Origin of the sequence: Pinirhizobacter sp. (genome assembly GCF_036499745.1) — a bacterium.
Lineage (GTDB): Bacteria > Pseudomonadota > Gammaproteobacteria > Xanthomonadales > Rhodanobacteraceae > Pinirhizobacter.
The window spans coordinates 41,679-61,122 of record NZ_DASYDG010000018.1 but is presented as its reverse complement, the minus strand read 5'-3'; the positions used below and the strand labels follow the sequence as shown (position 1 = coordinate 61,122).

The window sequence follows — 19,444 nt, the reverse complement described above, 5'->3', positions numbered from 1 at the left end:
CGCGTGGCTAGAAGTGCACGGCCACGCGGAAATCCGCGCGCCAGCTGTCCTGGTCGGGAATGACCTTGGTGAAGGCATGGGCTGCGTCAAGGTTGAAGCTCAGCCACTTGCGATAATTCCACAGCACGCCCACACCCGCACCGGTGATCTGGCGATCCTTCGGAAAGGCTTGGTACACCGCGCCGTGGTCGGCGAACACATAGGCGTCAGTGGCACCCAGTGGGTGGTGGATTTCAAGATCCAGGTAATAACCCTTGGTACCGGCCACGATGCCACGGTCGTAACCGCGCACGCTGCCGACACCGCCCAGCTGGAACAGCGACGACGAAGGCAAGGTGTCTTTCGAGGTGAACTGCCAGCCCGCATCCAGACGCAGGGCGAACGAACCACCCAGCCGCTGCACGCCGTCGAAACTGCCGGTGGCGGTAAGGAACGAACCGCTTCCGGAAATCGGCTGGTCGGCGTTGAGATGGTTGAACTGCTGCACGAAGGTCCACTCGCGGCCTTCGACGCGGTGGTTAAGATTCACCCCGACTGACACGCCGTTGGTGGTGGTATCGGACACCGCCGTGCCAGAAATCGACGTATCGGATTTCGACTTAAGCAGCGACGCGGTGCCTTCGAACAGCCAGCGCTGGGTGGCGATGAAGGGCTGGGTCCAGTCCAGCGACATCACCGAGGAATGGCCGGTGATGTCCAGGTCGCGGAACGCACCGGTGACGATATCGATCTGGCTGCGCGAATAACTCACGCCGAGCCGGCCGTCACTGGGCGTGACGATGGCCGAATAAGACAACTGTCCATCGGTGCCGCCACGCGACTTGGCAATGTTCACATCCAGGCGATCGCTTACGCCGAAAAGGCCGTCCATATGTCCGGCCAGGCCCACGCGGGTGTTGCCGCTGGTATCCACGCCGGCATTGTCGACGAAGGCATCGAAACTGTAGGTCTTCGGCTCCGCGACATCGACGATCACGTCGGTCTGCCCGCGTTCGGTGCCTGCCTGCATCAACGCGGCCAGGGTGAGGTTGCTGGTGCGGTTGATGTACACCAGGTCGTCGCGCAAGGTATTGGCGTCCAGCAGGGCGCCAGGCTGGGCACGGATGCGCCGGCGCACGAAGGCCTCGTGGGTGCGCTTGTTGCCCTCGATGGTGAGCTTGCCCAGGTGGCCTTCCACCAGATCCACGTGCACCACGCCGCCCTCCACCGGCTGGCGGCTAAGCACCGCGCGCGCCGTGGTGACGTTGCGCTGGGTGTACAGGGCATTGACGCCGTCGACGATGGCGTTGAGTTCGCTGGCACCCACCGTCTTGCCGATGTAGGGCTGCGCCACCGCCGCCAGCGCGCCCTCATCAAGGAAGGCCGACTTGTTGAACTGCACGGCAGTGAGCTCGAATCGCACATCACTGCGAACGCCCGATTGGTTCGCCGGTGTGCCGGTGGGCAGCGGGTTATCCGAGCGGGCGGGCACCGGCGGCGCCTGGCGGTCCTGGTAGTACTGGTCGGTACGTTGCGCCGGCGTCTGTAGCGGTGGCGTGGTGGACTGGGCGAATGCTCCATCCACCGGGACGCCGGCAAGCAACAACAGGCAGGTGCAGGCTTGGGCCTTGCGATTCATCAAGATGAGGTTCCGGGACATCAGTTGGGGGCACCCAGGTTCACGGCGACGGGACCGTTCGACTGCACCAGGTCGTTCTGGCGATGGCCGTACTGGTCGGCCGGCGGCAGCGACGTATCGCTTTCGTCGCCATCGGTGGAGGTCTGGTTGGTGTGCAGGGTCAGCGTGCTTCCGAGATAGCGCAGCACGCTGTCACCGAGGAAGTCCAGCTCCGTGTTGGTATGGGTGGCGATGTAGTTCGGCGTAGTGATGTCGTAACCCACCGTGTAGCGGGACACGAAGGCATCGGACACCGTGGCCTTGTCCACCTGGTACAGCTGGAACTGGGTATCGGGTTCAAAGAACTGCACGTCGGCCTGCACCAGCTTCGGCGACACGTTGTTCATGTACAAGGTGGCCACCGGCGTGCGCAGCCACATGTCGCCCTGGATCGTGGCGTTGGGCATCGATACCGACGTTGCGGAGGTATCGAATACCGCCTGCACCGCGGCCAGGCGGTCGATCAGCCAGCTGTCGGCATCGCGCAGGTCTACCACGATCTTCTTCGCCACGCCGCCGTGGTAGCCGGTGAGCGTCATCGTCATCGGCTTGCCGGTGGTGGTCTGGATCACGTGGGCGTCGATATCGGCCGACGCCAGGTTCAGCCGTGTGCCGATGTGCGAGGTATCGAGCACGATGCCGTCGCGGGCGCTGATGGTGGCAAGGTCGGTGATCAGGTCACCGCCATGCACCGTACCGCCCGACGAATCGATGGCGATCGGGCCACCGGCGGTGAGCGAGGCGAAGTCGAGGTTGCGCCCCAGCGACAGATCGAGCTGGCCGGCGTTCTTGCCGTGGCCGAGGAACATGTCGCGGCCCGCCGTCAGCGAGACATCCTTGGTCACGTCGTAGTCGTTCACCGTCAGGTCGCGCCCGGCGACACCCGTGAGGTTGCCCGCCACGGTGACGTTGCCGGCGTAGGCGTCGCGGCCTGCCGTGGCCAGGACATCGCGGGTCACGACGAGCGTGTCCACGTGCAGGTCCTGCCCGGCCTTCATCACCGCGCCCTGCCCCACCGTGGCCGTGCCGAGGGTGAGGTCATTGCCGGCGGTGGCAGTGAACGTCGTACCGGACGTCGCGCTGCCGATATGCAGGTCGTTGGCGGCGGTAGCCGTCAGCGTGGTACCCGAAACCGCGGTACCGACGTCGATGCTGCCCGTGCTGGCGGTGGCATCGAGGGTGGTACCCGCCGTGAGCGTGTCCGCATCGATGTCCGTCTGGGCCGTGGCCAGGAAGGCATTTCCGGCATGCGCCGTGCCGCCGAGGATTCGGCCCCGCAGGGAGCGCAGGGTGATGTTGCGGTCGGCATCGAGTTCGTTGAAGGCCAGGTCGTCGCCCGCCGTGCCGACGATGTCCCTGCCGGCCGTCACCGTGCCGAGCGTCATGCCCAGGCCTGCGTTGAGCAGCGCATCGCGACCGACCGTCGCCGCGTCGATCGAGGTGTCGCCACCGGACGTTGCCACCAGGTCGTTGCCGGCCTTGATCGACCCGACCTTCAGCGACGTACCGATGTCGAGGTTCGCATCGTTGCCGACCGTGGTGGTATCCAGCGAAGCGCTGGTGAGCCCGGTCACGTGCAGGTCGTTGCCCACGTCCAGGGCTTGCGATGCAAGCGCATCGCCCGCCTTGATCACAGCGTCATGACCCACATGGCTCTGATCGAGCGTCATCGTGCTGCCGGTGGTGGCCGTCAGGTCATGGGAGACATCGAGCGTGTTGGAGGTCAGTGCATCGCCGGCGGTCAACTGCGCATCGACGCCGACCGTGGTCTGGTCCAGATCCATGGTGCCGCCCGACTGGGCCACCAAATTGCCGCCCACGTCCAGATGACCGGAGCCGATCGCACCGGCAGCCTTCACTGACGCATCCCCACCCACCGTACCGGTGGTCAGGTTGAAGCCGGCCGAAGACATGGCGTCGAAGGTGTTGGCCACCTTCAGGCTACCGATAGTGGTGTCGCCCACCGACGTGGTGGTCATCGCCGCGTTGCCGGTGAAGTCACCGAGCGTCAGCGTGGTTCCCGTATCGATCGTGGTGTTGCCGTCGACGCTCGCAAGGTCGATCCCCAGCGCCTTTCCGGTGGTTACGCCGAGCGTGCCGTGCCCGGTGAACTGGTGGATCGAGGTGGAACCTGTGGACTGGAGCAGGGTTGCGCCGGTAACGGTAACGTCACCCAGCGTGGCGTCGCCGCCGATCGTCGCCGTGGCATCGCCGCCCACCGTGGTGGTGTCGATGCTGGCGTTGCCCGTTACGTTGAGTGACGCGTTACGGCCCACACCCAGGGTGGTGATGTCGAGTGTTCCGGCGTGCAGGTCGGCGTCGCGCCCGGCGGTGAGGGTAGTGACGTCAAGCGTATCGGCATGGATCACGGCATCGCGGCCGATCTCGAGCCAGTCCGCCTGCAACAGGCCGATGGCGGCCAAGGTCATGTCACGGCCGGCGTGCAGGTCACCCGCGTCGATGGCATTGGCGGTGATCGCCAGGTCATTGCCCGTGTGCAAGCTGCCCAGCGTGGCCGTACCGCCGACACCGAGCGTGGTGTCGCCGGTCACGTTGGTGGTCACCAGGCCAAGGTCACCCAGTGCGGTCCCGTTGAGGCTTCCGCCGACATTGACCAGGTCCATGTTGACGTCGGTGCCGGAGAACTGGGCATCGCCACCGCTTTGCAGCGAATGCCCGGTAATGCTTCCCGTGGCCGTTTCCGTGATGGCACCGCCCGCGGTGATGTCCTGGGCGTTGATGTCGCCGCCGGATATGAGCGTTGCATCGGTGCCCGCACCCAGGGTGGTCAACGTGAGGTCGCCGCCGGCATCGATGCTGGCCGAACCGGCATCGGCAAGTACCGTGCCCACGTTGAACGTGGTCGCCGCGGTCGCGTCCACCGACTGGCCTGCATGGATCGACGAGCCGTTGATGGCGCCTGTACCGGTAAGTGTCACCGAGCCTGTGGTGGCATCGATGCTGCCGTCGATGAGGTCGGTGAGCATGGCGAGATCGATGTCGCCCGTGTCCGCCGTGGCAGTCAGGTATCCGCCGTGTACACGCAATGGGGAGCCGATGCCGGTGCCGGACTGAAGCAGCACGGCCGCTGCACCGCCCACCGTGACATTGGCCTGGTGGCTGCCGTCATCGGTGGCGATGATCGCCTTGCCGGCCTGGAGCGTTGCGCCGATGCCAGTGGTCGCTGAGCTGGTGGCGCTACCCACGGTGAGATCGCCCACCGCGGTAAGGTCTACCGGCCCCATGGCTTTCACGGTGCCAAAGGCGGCATCGGCACCACTGGAAGCGTTGAGGTAACCCGCGGTGGACACCAGCGAGGTGACGTTGAGGTCACCGCTGGCCACGACATCCACGTTGCCGGCGACATCAAGCGTGCCGATGTTCAGCGCGGTCGCATCGGTGTCATCCAGGCGCACAAAACCGCCGACGGTACCATCGACGGTGCCGGTGCCGGTGGAGAGCTGCAGGTATTTGCTGTTGTCACCGAGGTAACCGACATTGCCGCCCGCATCGAGCGTTATGCCGCGGCCGGTGAGCGCCAGGCCGTCGAGCGCCTGCTCGATATTGCCATCGGTACGCAGCACCATCTGACCGTTGCCACCGATGCGATCGAAGACGAGATCGTGGTTCAGGGCGCGCAGCACGACGTCCTGGCTGGCATCCGCTGCCAGCAGGATGCCGCCGATGTCGTAGGACACCGTACGCTCGGCGGTAGTCATGCCGCCAGTGGTGCTTGCCACGTTGCCGATGCTGCTGCCCGAACCCACCAGCATGGTGAGGTTGCCATTGGCCTTGATCACCGCCTGGTTCGGATCGGTAAACGTGTTGTTGATGTTGCCCACAGCCACCAGGCTTACGTCCTTGTCGGAAGTGATCCCGGCAAGGTTGAGGTCGCCATTGGCCTGCAGGTAGATCGAACCACCGGAGCCTGCCTGATTCGATGCCGCCACCGTACCGCCGGCGGTGAGGAACAGCGGTTGGGTCTGCCGCACCTGCACGCTCACCAGCACGCCATTGCCGTCGCGGACCAGGGTGATGTCACCCGGCGCATTGGCGGCGGCCAGGGCCGCGGCGTCGGCGTCGCTCACCGTGCCGTCGATCAGGTCGCTGGCACTGATGCTGGCGGTGTCGCCCAGCGCACCGATGTTCTTCTTGGCGGTCAGGGTGACATTGCGACCCTGGATGTTCGGCGCCGCACTGCCCACCGGCTTGTTGCCCGGATCGGTCAGCGCGGCGTTGTTCACCGCGCTGGTCAGCCAGCCTTCCTTCCAGAAGGCGTTGTCGGTGAGCGCGTCGACCTGCGCGGCATCGGCCACGTAGTTGAAGGCGGCTACTGGCGTGGTGAACTTGGCGGTGGTGGCGTAGTCCGTGCCGATCAGGCCCTTGAAGTAGGCGTCATAGGTGACGTAGCGGGCGGCCGCATAAGCCTGTACATCGGCGTCATCGGCAGCCTTGCCGAGCTCGGCGGAGGCCAGCGCCCGGTAGAGATCGAGTTTCGAGGCATTCAGCACGAACGCACCGTCCACCACCTGGCCATTGTCCATCAGGCCCTGGTACTGCGTGTAGTAGCCGTCGGCGGTCTGCTCGATACGCTGCTTGGTGGCAGCGGCGATGGCGCCGCCGTCGTCCGCCGTGGTGAGGTGCAGGGTCTGGCTGACCGTTTTCAGCTGGTCTGAAGACAGCGCCTGGCCGGAGGTAATGCCGGCGGCATCGACGATCGAGCCATCGGGCACGTCCACGTTCACCGAACCGCCGTCGGACTTGATCAGGCCGACCAGCAGGTCGCCGCCCGTCTGGCGGACGTTGATGTCGTTGAGGGCATCGAGGTTGACCACGCCATGGTCAACGCCATGGTTGGCATTGGTGGTGGAGTGGGCGGCGATCACCAGCGGATTGCCGCCGTTGATGGCCCCGCCGATGGCGCCGCCGGCCGTGAGCGTGATATCGCGGCCGGTGACGGACGTACCACTGCCGCCGGTGATGCTGCCGCCGGAACTAAGCGTGACATCGCCGTAGCCCGTGGTGGCGTTGCCTGCCGTGACGTGGTCGAGGTCGAGCGCCGTGGTGGCGGCGATGTTGGTACCCGCGGCACCGGCGTCCACCGACAACTTGCCACCGGTCATCACCACGTTCAGCGGATTGCTGGCATCACCGATGCTACCGGTGGCCGCAAGCGTAATGCCCTTGCTGGTAATGCCACCCGATACGCTACCGGTAATCGACCCACCACTGCCCTGCGTGGCCAGGATGCTGGTGCTGCCCGTCGGGTTGTAGATGTTGCCACCGAGTAGCACGCTGGAGGCCGAATTGATGTTGACCTGGCCCGTCGCGTTGCCCTGGAAATTGATGTGGAAGGTGTAGTCGGCCTTGACCGAGCTCGTCATGTTGAGCTGGGCGTCCTCGAAATACCGGTATTCCCAGACGCCGGCACCGGCGGCCTGGTCGGTCTTCCTGAAGCCGTAATGGCAGCCTGAGCCAAGGTCGTCGCCGCAACCGTGGTAGTACACATCCAGCGCCGACAGGTACTGTCCGTTGTTCACCGTTCCCAGGCTGGCCGACGCCGTGACGTGCTCGTCGAAGGCATCGTGGTCGGTGGAGCTGGTGGTAACGCCGCTGGAGATCAGCAGATAGTCCGGCGAGCTCACGGCGGTGCCCGAGGCATCGACGTACTGCCAGTTGGTGATGGTGTCGAGCGTCGGTATCGGACGCGACAGGTTCACCTGCTGCTGCCACTGGTAGCGCAGGCCCGCGGTGGGGTCGTACTGGATACCCTGGCCGTCGGTGGCGAAGCCGGTGTACTGCACGGCATTGCCCACATCCGTAGCACCGTTGGAGTTGGTATAGACCTTGGTGCCCGAGCCTTGTGTGTCGACGTACCAGAAGGTCTGGTAGATGGTGTTGCCGCCAACGTTGTACGTCTTGAAGTGGTCGGTGATCTTCAACTCACCCACCGCGTTGTTGCCGGTGTTGATGTCCGCCATCTGCACGGGGACATTGAGGTTGTTGTTCACGGTGACGTGGCCGTAGCCATCGTTGATGGTGATCTGGCCGATCGCCTTGGTGCTGATGATGCCGCCGTCCAGGGAGACAAACCCGCCACCGGATGCGTTGACGTTGTTGATCACGATGTGACCGGTATCGGTGTCGTACTGCACCAGGCCCGGTGAGCAGGTGGCGCCGCCGGACACGCACCAGGCGGACGTGGGCACGTCCACCAGGCCGTGGTTCGGCGTCTGCCCATCGATGAATGTCTGCACCTGCGAATCGAGCGTGATGTTGTACGTCGTCGGCCGGCCCGCGGTGATCTGGCTGTCGATGTCGATCCACTTGGCGTTCACCGCCACCGTCTGTGCGGTCAGGGCCGACGCCCCGGCCGTGGTCGTCGGGGTGGGATCGGTGGCCTGGCTGGTGCTGGTGGCCAGGGTATAGATCAGTGGCAGGTCCTGGTTGTGGAAGCTGAACGTCCCGGAGCTGGGATTGCTTCCGCAGGCGCTGTTGGCGTACGGCGCGCACTGGCCCAGGAACATCAGCGAAACGCCGCCGATGTTGCCGCCGCCGGCCTGGTTGTACAGCATGGACGAAAAGGCGCCGGCGTCGGTATAGGTGCCGTTGGGATTGTAGATGGCGTTGGCCACATACATGATCGCCTTGTTCGCGTCACCCAGGTCGATCTGGTACGGCTGGTAGGACGCCACCGGATCCGCACCGGAGTGGAAGGTGCCGTCGGGTAGGTATACCGCTACCGCGCCGTTGGGCACGAACTCCTTGATCTGCTGGGCAGAGATCGGCGCGAACTGGCCAACCGAACCGGAAGCATTGCTGATATCCACCAGGCCATCGAGGTTGGTGATGGTCCCACCCAGGAAGATCGCCGGGCCCTGGGTCACGCTCGAGGGCGTGTTGTTCACGGTGCCGGTGTAGCTGTTATTGAGGGTGATCGACGGGGCAATGTTGCTGGTGTCCCGGTTCACGTGCATCGCCGCGTCGGAGCTTTCGTTGGCGCTGCCTGTGAAGGTCACCGCGCCACCGCCGCCGGTCGGGATGGTGATGTCGTTGAGCACCAGGTAGTCGGCGCTGGCATTGGTGACACTGATCGACGGGCTGCCATGCGCATTGAGCGCGCCGCTGCCGGTGATGCTGCCGGCGTGCACGGTAACGTTGCCGCCCGCGGCGTACAGCGAACCCAGCGTATAGGCCGCCGTGGTGCCGCTGGTGGTGGTGCCCTTCAGGATATCGCCTACCGACAGGTCATCCGGGTTGCCAGTGACCGACCCCGGATCGGTACCCGTGGTCGAGCCGACGGTCGTGCCCGCCTGTGTGCCGTCGTTGACATTGCTGTTCTGCACGCCAACGCCCGTCGGCGCTGTCGGCGTGCCCTGGCCGGTCACGATGGGTACGCCGCTATTGCCGCTACTGTCGGTGTTGTCGGTGAGGCCCGCCAGGTGATTGTTGATGTAGTTCCACGGACTGAAGGTCGCCGAGTACGTGACCTGGACCGGTGCACCTGTGCTGTGCGTGAGGTTCCCGCTGGCGTCGATGGCAATGCTGCTGTCCGCATAGATGCCGGCGGTAACGTTGCCCGCCAGGACCAGCGTCTCGCTGCCGTCGGCGCGCGCGTTGCTGTCGTCGCTGGTGACCGGGATGAAGCCGAGTTCGTAGCCGTGACCGGTGCCTTCGGCGCTGACGCTATTGGTACCGCGATAGCTTCCCAGGCTGATATCCGCACCGCCGAGCACATTCGCGCCGGCACCGATGGTGGTGGTGGCGTTGCTGTGGATGGTGGTGTTGGCCGAGCCCGTGGCGATGGCGATCAGGCCGATCACATACGACTGCCCGATGGTGTCGGCCGAGAACAGCGAGGGGATGAAGCCCGACGGATCCATGCCGGCGGTGAGGTTGATCTGGCCGAAGCCAAGTAGCATCGCGTTGGTGCCGACACCCACCGACTGGTTGCTGGTGATCGTGGTGGACGCCGAGGAGTCACCCAGCGCACCGCCACCGTAGGTGTGCGTGAGCGCCGACTGCGTGGTGGTGGACTGCGTATAAGTGCCGATGCCGATGTCGCCGTTGGTCAGCAACTTGTCGTTGTCGCCCACCGTGGCGTTGTTGGTCAGGTTCACGTCGAGCGAGTCGCTGGCACCCGCGCCCGCCACCGCGCCACCGGAATCCAGCGACACCGTATCGTTGGCAAGCACCTGGCTGCTGGCGCCCAGGCGAATGCGCCCCGGGTTGGCAAAGAGGTCGGTGCCGCCGGTGTAGGTCAGGCCGTCGTACTTGGTGGCCAGCTGGTCGGCCATGCCGCTGTCCAGGCCCGAGACGATCGTGGTGGAACTGCCGATGCTGGCCGTGGACGTGCCCGAAAGCGTGGTGCTGTTGTCGGCCGCGGCGCCGGAAAGTACGCCACCGCCACCGCCCTGTACCTGCTGATGCGTACCGACGTTGGCGAACACATTGCTGCTGCCGATATCGACGTAGCCGGTGGCATAGAGTTTCGCGTTGCTGCCCACGGTGGCATTGACATTGTTGGTCGCCGTGCTGGAGGCGAAGGCACCACTCATGTTGGCGATGCCCGCGCCCACCGCGTTCACTTCAACGGCATAGTTGTCGTTGTGCAGCGCGCCCATCTCGATGGCTGCGGCATGCACGTTGGCGCTGTCGCCGATCGAAGCTGTGGTGGTTGTGCTGTTGGACGTGCGCGCCACGGCCGCGTTGCCTGAGATCACGCCGCCGCTGCCAGCGGTGGCGTCGCTCTCGTTGTCATCGGTGCCCAGGGCGGCAATCGCAAGATCGCTATTGCGATTGGTCGCGGAGGTGTTCGAGGCACCGAGGCCGGCGACCGTACTGCCGGAAGCATCGGCGTCCGCCGCGGCCGCGCCGATACCCACCAGGCCCGCTGCGCCGGCGGTGGCCGAGGCGTCCTGGTAACTGATGTTGTTGGCGCTGATGGCGATCATGCCCATGGGCAGATGCACACCCGTGCCCGTGGTGGCGCTGACCTGTGCCGCCGAGGTGGCCTTGGCCACGCTGGCGTTGGCACCAAGCAACAGGCCACCGGCACCGCCCACGGCTTTGGCGCGTACGCCGCCGGTCGTGGTGGCGCCACTGGTGGCCGCCAGGATCGTGGCACCGGTCGTGGAAAGCGTCGCACTGTCGTCCACCAGGGTCGTGACATGGGTACCGGCATCGGCCGTGGCCACCGAAGCACCGATGGAAACACCACCGGATACGGCCACGCCGAAGGCATCGGCTTCCACATCCGGCTGGTCCATCGCCTTCAGGCTGATGGAGGTGGCAGTGATGTTGGCGCTCTTGCCGATCGTCGCCGAAATGGTTTCGTCATCGCTCGCATTGGCGTCGGCGCCGTTGGCGGCCAACAGGAGGCCCGCGGTAACGGCGGTTGCCTTGGCGGAACTTGCGCCCTGGCTGGTGGCGGAGATGCTCAATGCGCCGCTGTTGGTGATGGTCGTGCTGGCCGCGATGCCTGCGTTCACCGCACCGTTCTTCTGCGCCTGCGATACCACCACGCCGGCAGCCGCGCCGCCGGCGACCAGGCCGCCGCCACGCGCCGCTACCGCGCTGTCGTCCTCGGCGGAGATATTCACCGCGTTCGAACCGTGCCCGGTGACATCGGCGTCAAGGCTCGCGTTCACCTGGTTGTTGAGCTGCGAGATCGACACCGCCGCGCCCAGGCCCACGAGACCCGCCGCACCCTGGTAGGCGCTGGTGGCCACGCTGTAGCTGCCACCTTCCGCGCCGGTCGGCGAATACGCCGTGGCTGTGCCGTTATTCGCCTTGGCGCCGACGTCCACGGTGCCCGTGGCATTGATCGTCGAACTGCTATCGACATGGGCACCGATGGCCTGGTTGACCACGCTGAAGCCGATCGCACCGCCCGCGCCGAGGAAGCCGCCGCCGGCCAGGTTGCCCACCACGTTGGTCACCGAGGTGGTACCGGTGCCGGTGACATTCAGGCCAGCCGTGGTGATGGAGGAATTGGACACCAGCGCCTGCGTGCCGTCCTGCGTGCGCTTGAGCTTGTGGTTGCCGTCGAGCAGCGACACCTTGCTGGCGGCATTGATGGTGGCCGCGTCGCTGTCGCTGAGCTGCCCGCCCATCTGCTGGCTGCTGACGTTGGACGAACCGCCGAAGCTGTTCATCGACGTAAGGCTGCCGTTGCCGCCCTTGTCCAGTTCAGAAATCGGATCGTCGCCGGCATCGTTGCCGGTGAGCGAGCCGTTACCCACGATCACCAGGCCAAGCGCGCCGCTGATGCCGGCGTCGGAGCCCAGGGCGCCCGACACGGTCGTCATGTCGATGGTCTTGTTGCTGACAGCGGCAACATCCACGGTACCCGCGGACTTGATCGTGCTGTCCAGCACGGAGGCGGCCACATTGCTTTCCAGCAACACCACGTTGGCAGCCGCGCCCACGCCGACGCTGGCGGTGGAAAGTGCGGCGCTGGCGGCGTTGGGCACCAGATGGATGTTCTCCGTGGCATGCACGTTCAGCGCCTGCGCACCGGCGTCGGTTCCGCCCTGGTCCAGGCGAAGCTTCTCGGTGGTGGCCTTGGTGGTATTGCCCACGATGGTGAACGAGGCCATGCCGGCGATCGCCGGACCGCCCGCACCTGCGCCACTGACCATGGTGCTGCCGAGGTTTACATCGGAGGTGGCGTTGACGCCCACCGCGCCGCTGGTATGCACCACGGTATCGCCGGCGGTGCTGCCCAGGTTCGCCTGGGTGGTATTGGTCGAGGAAGAAAGCAGGAAGGTACCGGCCACGGCCACGCCGCCGAAGGCACCCGCGCCGCCGATCATGTTGGCGTCGGTCTCGTCGTGCGCGCCGATGGCGAGCGAACCGGTGGTGAGCGAGCCACCGTAAACGTTGGCTTCGGTATCGGCGTTGAACACATTGGCCACGCCCGTACCCGCGCCGCCGACAAGTCCGGCGGCCAGGCCCACCACGGCATCCACGCTGCGCTGGCTGGCTTCGGCGATAACGTTGGTGGCGCCGCGGCTGGTCAGCGTGGTGTTGGTGATCTCGGCCTTGGTGCTGCGATTGAAGGTGTTCACACCCACCGCGCCGGTGGCGGCGACGTCGGTCGCACCGGCGGCCACGCCGGCCACGAAGGCGGCATCGTAGGCGTGGCTGCTGGCACGCACGTCGACACTCTGCTGGCCGCCCGCACCCGTGTTGGACTGGTTGATGTTCGCGCCGGTGATATAGGCGTGGGTGCCGCCGCCCAGCACGTTGGCGTCGGCCATGGCGGTGATGGCCGCCGAGCCAAAGGGATCGAAGGCCACCGCGGCGCTGACGCCAAGCGTGGTCACTGCCTGCGAGGAAGCCGCATTCACGGCCAGGCCCGTCACCATGGCCTGGGTCTGCGAAAGATCCGGGTTCACATAGTCGGATGCGTCATGGATCTGGGAAACGTCCAGGTCTGATGCATGGGCCAGGGTGCCGCTGTTGACGGCGAGCGTGTCGGAAGCATTCTTGGCCAGTGCATTGACGCTGGAACCACCATCGATATAGGCCGAGGTGCTGTCGTTGAGGTAATTCACCACCGCGCCGATGCCCAGGCCCACGGCGTCGGCACTGATCCCCAGGCTGCCGGCGAACACGTCCACGCCCTGGCGGTTGACCGCCAGCACGCCGATGTTGTCCTCGGCGGTGACATGGGCGCCATCGGTAATGTCAGCCCGGATGGTGGCCGTGGAGATGTTCACCGCGGCCGAGGCCGCGCCGCCCACCTGTCCACCGCCCACGCCGGCGGCCAGGGTCTGGATGTTGGCGTCGAGCTGGTGCGCCGGGTCGCTACCGTCGGCGTTCGGGTTGGTGCTGGTAGCCGAGACGGTGATGTCCCTGGCGTGCCAGGTGCCGCCGCTGAGCTCGGCGATGGTTCTGGTGCCGATGTCGTTGACGGCGATCGAAGCACCCACGCCGGCACCGGCTGAAGCGCCGATGGAGCCTGCCATCGAGAGGATCTTCGCGTCGTCCGTGGCCTTGATGGTGGTCACGTTGCCGCTGCTGTCCACGTCGTTGCCGGTGGCACTGGCATCGATGTCGTTGTCGATGGTGTTGACGGTAAGCGCACCGGCCAGGCCAAGCCCCTGGCCGCCGGAAGCGGCGGCGGCGACGGTCTGGATCACCGCCTGGGACATCGCTTCCACGTCCGTGCTGCTGGAGGCGTCCAGCGTGGAGTTGCTCAACGTGGCATGGGTGATGTTGGTGATGGTGTTCACGGTGGAGGCCGCGCCCACACCGGCACCTTCGAAGCCGATGGCCAAGGTGCCGGCGTAGGCGTTGATCGCCGCGCTATCGGTAGCCTTTACCGTGAGATCGCTCATGGTGGCGCGCGCGGCGCTGTTGTAGCCGGTGATGCCGTCGACGGTTGCCTGTGTGTGGTTGCCGATGACATTGGCACTCACGGACACGCCCACGGCGATGTCACCGGAGACCGCGCCGCCCACGGCCAGGGCGTTGATGGAGCCGGTGGAACCTGCGCCCACGTTCACCGCACCGGTGGCCTTCAGCGTGCTGTCGCTGAAGGTGGCCGACGTGTTGGCGCCGATATTCTCCAGCGCGAAGCCCGCACCGGCGGCTGCCTGCGTGGAGACGGCGATACCACCGGCCAGGGCATTGATGGTGTTGGAATCGTTCGCATGCACGCCAAGGCTGGCAGTGCTGATGTCGCTGCCGGTGATGGTGGCTTTGGTGTAGGTATCGCGCAGTGCATCGGACAGGCTGCCGATGGCGCCGGTGTCCTGCAGGCCGATGTCGTTGATGGCGAGCGAGGCGGTGAGCGCCACGCCGTCGGCACCAGCCACGCCTACCGCGGCGGCGTTGATGGTGCCGGTGGAACAGGCACTGGCGGAAACAGACGCCGTGGTGGCATCGCAGCCGGCAGCCGTCGCCGTGCCCGTGGTGGTGACATTCGCGTTGGCGATGGTGGCCGAGGTCTGGTTGCCGATCTCGTCGAAGGCCACTGCAAGGCCCGCCGAATCACCGCTGGTGGAGATGGAGATCGCACCGGCCAGGGTGTCGATGGTGGCAGCGTTGTCGGCCTTGGCGGAAACCGTGGCGCCGTTGAGCGTCGTCGTGGTGCTGGCGGCCGCCGCATCGCCGATGGTGGCCGAGACGTTGTCGTTGATGAAATTCGCGGTAACGGAACCTGCGCCGGCGAAATCGCCGTCGGAGGCGCCAATACCGGCAGCCAGCGCGAAGATGCGCGTGCTGTCCACGGCGTTCACGCCGATGTCGCCCGTGGTGCTGGTATTGCCGCCAAGCAATGACGCTGCGTAGGTATTGGCAATGCTGTTGTAGGCGAAGGACAGGCCCACGGCATCGCTGCCGCCGGACAACGCCCCGGATACGGCGAAGATCGCCGAACCGACATCCCCCTGCTCGGCCAGCGAGCCGCCGCTGAAGTCGATCACATCGGCGATGGACTTGCCATTGCCCGTGAGCAATGTGTCGTAAGCGGCCACCGGCGCGCCGCCGATCGCGCTAACGGTCACGTCGCCGTGGCCGTCACTGATGGTGGAACCGGTGATGGTGGCTTCGTTGTCGTTGTGGATGGTGTTGAAGGTGAAAGCGCCGGTGAGCTCCAGGCTTTCGTCGCCGGCGGACAGCGCACCAGCCACGGAGGCCGAGGCGATGCGCGCGGCGTTGAGTGCTTCCACCGAGGTATCGCCGAACCCGTCCAGCGTGCTGCCATGGATGCCGGCGGTATTGGTATTGCCGATATCCGTGTAGGTAACACCGATGCCCACGCCCTTGCTGCCGCCGATGGCGAAGGCGCCGCCGCCGGCGCCGATGTCGGTGTGGTCGTAGCTGGTGACGTTGACCGTCGCGCTGTCATCCGCTGCGGTCAAGGTCGAGTTGCGAATGTCCGCGGTGGTGCTGTTGCTGGCGGTACCGATGGAGAACGAGCCCGCCACCGAACCGCTCTTCTGGTCGCTGTTCGCGTTGTAGGCCAGGCCCAGGCCCAGGTCGACGATCGATCCGCCCGAGAGCGCCTGGACGGTAACGTCACCAGCGTGGGCAGCGGTGACACCATCGAGCCACGCCTGCGTGTCGTTATCCATGAAGCTGTACGCGACGGCACCGGCGATGCCGGCGCTGGCCTTGCCGTCGGTCTTGGCCGTGGATAGCGCGGCCGAGCCGCTGGCGCTGATCAGGTCCGTCTGGTTCAGCGCGGTGACGTCGATGTCCGAGGCGTCACCTGAGTTCCTGTCGATGGTGACACCGGTGATGAACGCCTTGGTATCGAGGTTGCCGAGGCCGACGGTGGCGCTGCCGGCCACAGCCACCGCGACCTTGGGCTTCGATTCGCTATTGCCTGCGCTTTCAGTGGCGCCTTCCTGCTTCTGGCCGGTCTTGAGCAGATCGCCAAGCACGGGGATCTTGCCCAACAGGGTGTCGATACCGAAGCCGCCGGTGCTGTCGTCGGTCTTGCCCTGCGTGGTGGCGAGGAAATCCGGGCTCTGGTCGTTGGAGAGCGACTCGGGGGTGTCATCGTCGGTGCTGGTGCCGCCAGTACCGCCCGTTCCACCGGTACCACCGGTGCCGCCGGTACCACCGGAGGCGGGCTTGTCGCCCTTGGCCTGCGCGCCGGCAATGGCGATGGCGCCACTGCGGCCATCGGTGGCCGCCTTGACCTCGACGCTGTCGGCGTGGATGCCGGCCGTCGGCCGCACCGTGGCGGCGGGCGCGCCGGGGTCGGCTACGGTGCCGTCGGCGCTGTTGTCGCCGATGTAGGCCTGGGTATCGGTGGTGAGGTTGTTGATGGCGATGCCCACGCCGACACCCACGCTGGTGCCCTGGGCGATGGCGCCTGCGATCGACCACACGCCCACGCCCTGGTGGGCGTCGACGTCGACGCCGCCGGCGGTGACCTTGGCGGTATTGGCGATGGAAGCGTGAGTGGCGTTGTCGATGTTCGCCATGGCGAAGATGACATTGCCCGAGATGCCCGAACCACGGCCGGCCGACGGCGTTACCACCACCATCTGCTGGGTGTCGTTGGCCTCCACGTTCACCGCGGCGGCCTGGATGGTGGCCGCATCGCCGATACCGGCGGTGGTGTTGTCGCTGTAGTTCACCAGGTTCACGCCGCCGCCGACGGAACTGGCGTCAGTGCCGGTACCGCCGGTGCCCTGCACCTTGAGCAGGTCGAAGTTGCCGGCGATGTCGATGGTCTGCACCGTGGTGTCGGCGGTCACGCCCAGCGAGTGCGACCAAGCCAGAGATGCGTCGTCGATCGCGGTGCCTTCGGCGTCGTTGCCGAAGGCGGCCGTTGCCGTCCACGCGGCATCGGTGCTGGCCGTGGCATGCAGCGAAGCGCCGCTGCCCACCCAGGCGGTGTTGTCGTTGCCGAGCTGGAAGTAATTCACCGCTCCGGCAATACCCACCTTGTCGGTCTTGGAGGTGGCGTTGACATAACTGGCTGCCAGCGGCGCACCGTTGGCTTTCAGGTCGTCGTAGATGGTGCTCAGGAACTCGGGAATGTTGGCGAAATCATCCAGGCCCGAGGTGCTGGGCAGGTCCCAAGGCACCGTCACTTCGCTGCCCAGCCCAATATTCAGCGCGGTGACGCTGGCGTTGCTGCCGATAGTGGCCGAGCCGTCGTTGTGCACGAGGGTGACATCGATGGCCAGGCTTCCCGACACGTTGGCGCTGTTGTCGTCGCCGGATTCGGTTTCGGTGCTGGCGCTGGTCTGGGTGCCCTTGCTTTCGATCAGCGACTGCACGGCCACGTTGCCGGAAGCCACGACCTTCGCGTTGGGACCGATGGCCGCGTGCGAACCCTGGTCGGCATCGATCAGCGACAGGCCAAGGCCGCCGCGGACATAACTCTTGTTCTTGTCGGCGTCTTCGCCTTCGGGTGTGGAGCTTACGGGGGTCTCGCCCTCCTGCTTGCCGACTTCGGCATCGGCCTTAAGGAAGTAGTCGCCGAGTTTGCCTTCGAGCCAGGCAATCAGGCCGTCACCGCCGGAGGATACGACCTCCTTCGGATCGGTGTCCTCAGCTTCCGTACCCACCTTGGTTTCCGTGGTCACCGACATCTTTTCGGTGGTCGAACCGCTCACCACCGTCAGCGACTTGATCGGGTTGGCGACGCTGCCGAGGTTCGCATCGCTTTCTGCGCGGGCGTTGGTGTCGACGAACAGCAGCGCGGCGTTGGCGCCCACCGGACTATTGCCGGTGGCCTCCACCTTCGATTCGATCTCGTAGCTGGCGCTGTTGCGCGCCAGCACGCTCACATCCTGGCCGGTGATGCTCGCGCCCGAGGCGATGGTGGCCTGGGTGTCCACCATGACATTGCCGACCACCGCGGAGGCAGCGACCGCCTTGTCGCCCGACACTTCGGAGGAAATATCCAGGTCCGAGCCGTGCAGGGCCTTGATGGTGACGTTACCCGAGGCGTTGATGCTGGCGCCGTTGGCGACCGAAGCCTCGGTGGTGCCACGCACTTCGCCATAGATCGCCGCAGCCAGCACGGGGCTGGAGCCGACGCTGTTCAGCGCCGAGGTGGCGGACTTCGACTGCGACAACGCCTGCACGGTGACGTTGCCGGTGGCGTTGATGTGCGCGCCGGACTGCACCTGCACTTTGGCAATGGCGTTGGAAGCAACCACGCCGAAGGGCAACGATGGCAGCCCGATGTTCACCACGCCTGCGGGCAGCAGGCCGTCGAGGGTATTGATGGCCTGGTTGAGATCGGAGTAATCCGCCGTGGAACGGCTATTGGCCGACAAGGAGACGTTCTTGCCGGTGATCGTGCCCGACACCGTGATGCCGGTGGTCGCGGTGGACTGGCCCGAGAGCACGGTGTCTTCGGCATCGGCGGTCAGGGTGATGTCCGATACCGCGTTGTTGCCGCTGTCGGCCGACTTCAGCGTGCCGGAAACGTCAATGGTGGCGGCGTCCAGGTGGATGCCCTTGTCGTCGGCAACCACGGTGATGGCGCCGTCGTCACCCACGTTCACAGCTGCCAGGCCCGTGCCATCGGCACCGCCGGTGACGAACACCGTGCCCGAGGCATCGATCGCCCGCGCCTGCACGCGTACGCCGGAGGTGGTGTTGATCGTGCCCTTCAGGCTGACATCGGCATTGCCGTGGTCGATCGTGCCGTTGAGCAGGGTGTCGGTCACCGTGCCGCCGCCGTTGGCGCCCTCGGTGTAGAGCTTGTTCATCGTGGCCTGGCTGGGCGTGGCGATGGCCAGCGCGCCGGCGTTGATCACACCCGTGGTGCCCAGCACGAAGCCGTTGGCGTCGGCGAAGAACACCCGTCCCGCGCCCTCGGTGCTGCCCAGGACGCTGCTGACCGTGCCGTTCACCACGGCCTGGTTGTCCACCAGGTTCACCAGGTTCTCGGTGCCGGTGGGCAGGTGCAGGTTCACCTTGTCGCCGCCGCCGACAGTGAAGTCCTTGAAGGTGTTGAAGGCGGTCTTGCTGCCGTTCTTCGCCACCGTGTTGACGTCGATGGTGGTCGCGTTGGTCTGGGTGATGTTGGTGGTGCCGGGCAACCTGTTCGCCGAGACCGTCACCGTCGATGCCGCCCACGCTGCCGGTGCGCCCAGGCTGAGGGCGCTTGCCAGGGCTACGGAGAGCTTTCGCAAGGGGTGCGAGCCGATGCCGGTGGCCTGGACTTCGCGCAGCTGCGAGGAAGCACCCTTGCGGGCGACGTGCGATGACGAACTCGACATATCGGTAGATCCCCTGTTGGCGCCGAGGGAGGTTGCCCAGGCACCGGTTGACGGGGAATGCCCCGTCCGCACATGT

2 protein-coding genes are annotated in these 19,444 nt (G+C 65.9%); both read right to left on the bottom strand.

All coding sequences use genetic code 11. The features are described 5' to 3' along the window. Positions 1 to 7: 7 nt before the first annotated feature. The gene (locus VGM61_RS06670; RefSeq protein WP_331521967.1) at positions 8 to 1,618 is read right to left on the bottom strand and encodes a ShlB/FhaC/HecB family hemolysin secretion/activation protein; all 1,611 of its coding nucleotides are present in this window, start codon (positions 1,616 to 1,618) and stop codon (positions 8 to 10) included. A gap of 20 nt (positions 1,619 to 1,638) precedes the next feature. Continuing rightward, positions 1,639 to 19,368: a leukotoxin LktA family filamentous adhesin gene (locus tag VGM61_RS06665; protein WP_331521966.1), complete on the bottom strand. Its 17,730-nt coding sequence runs from the start codon at positions 19,366 to 19,368 to the stop codon at positions 1,639 to 1,641. Positions 19,369 to 19,444 lie beyond the last annotated feature (76 nt).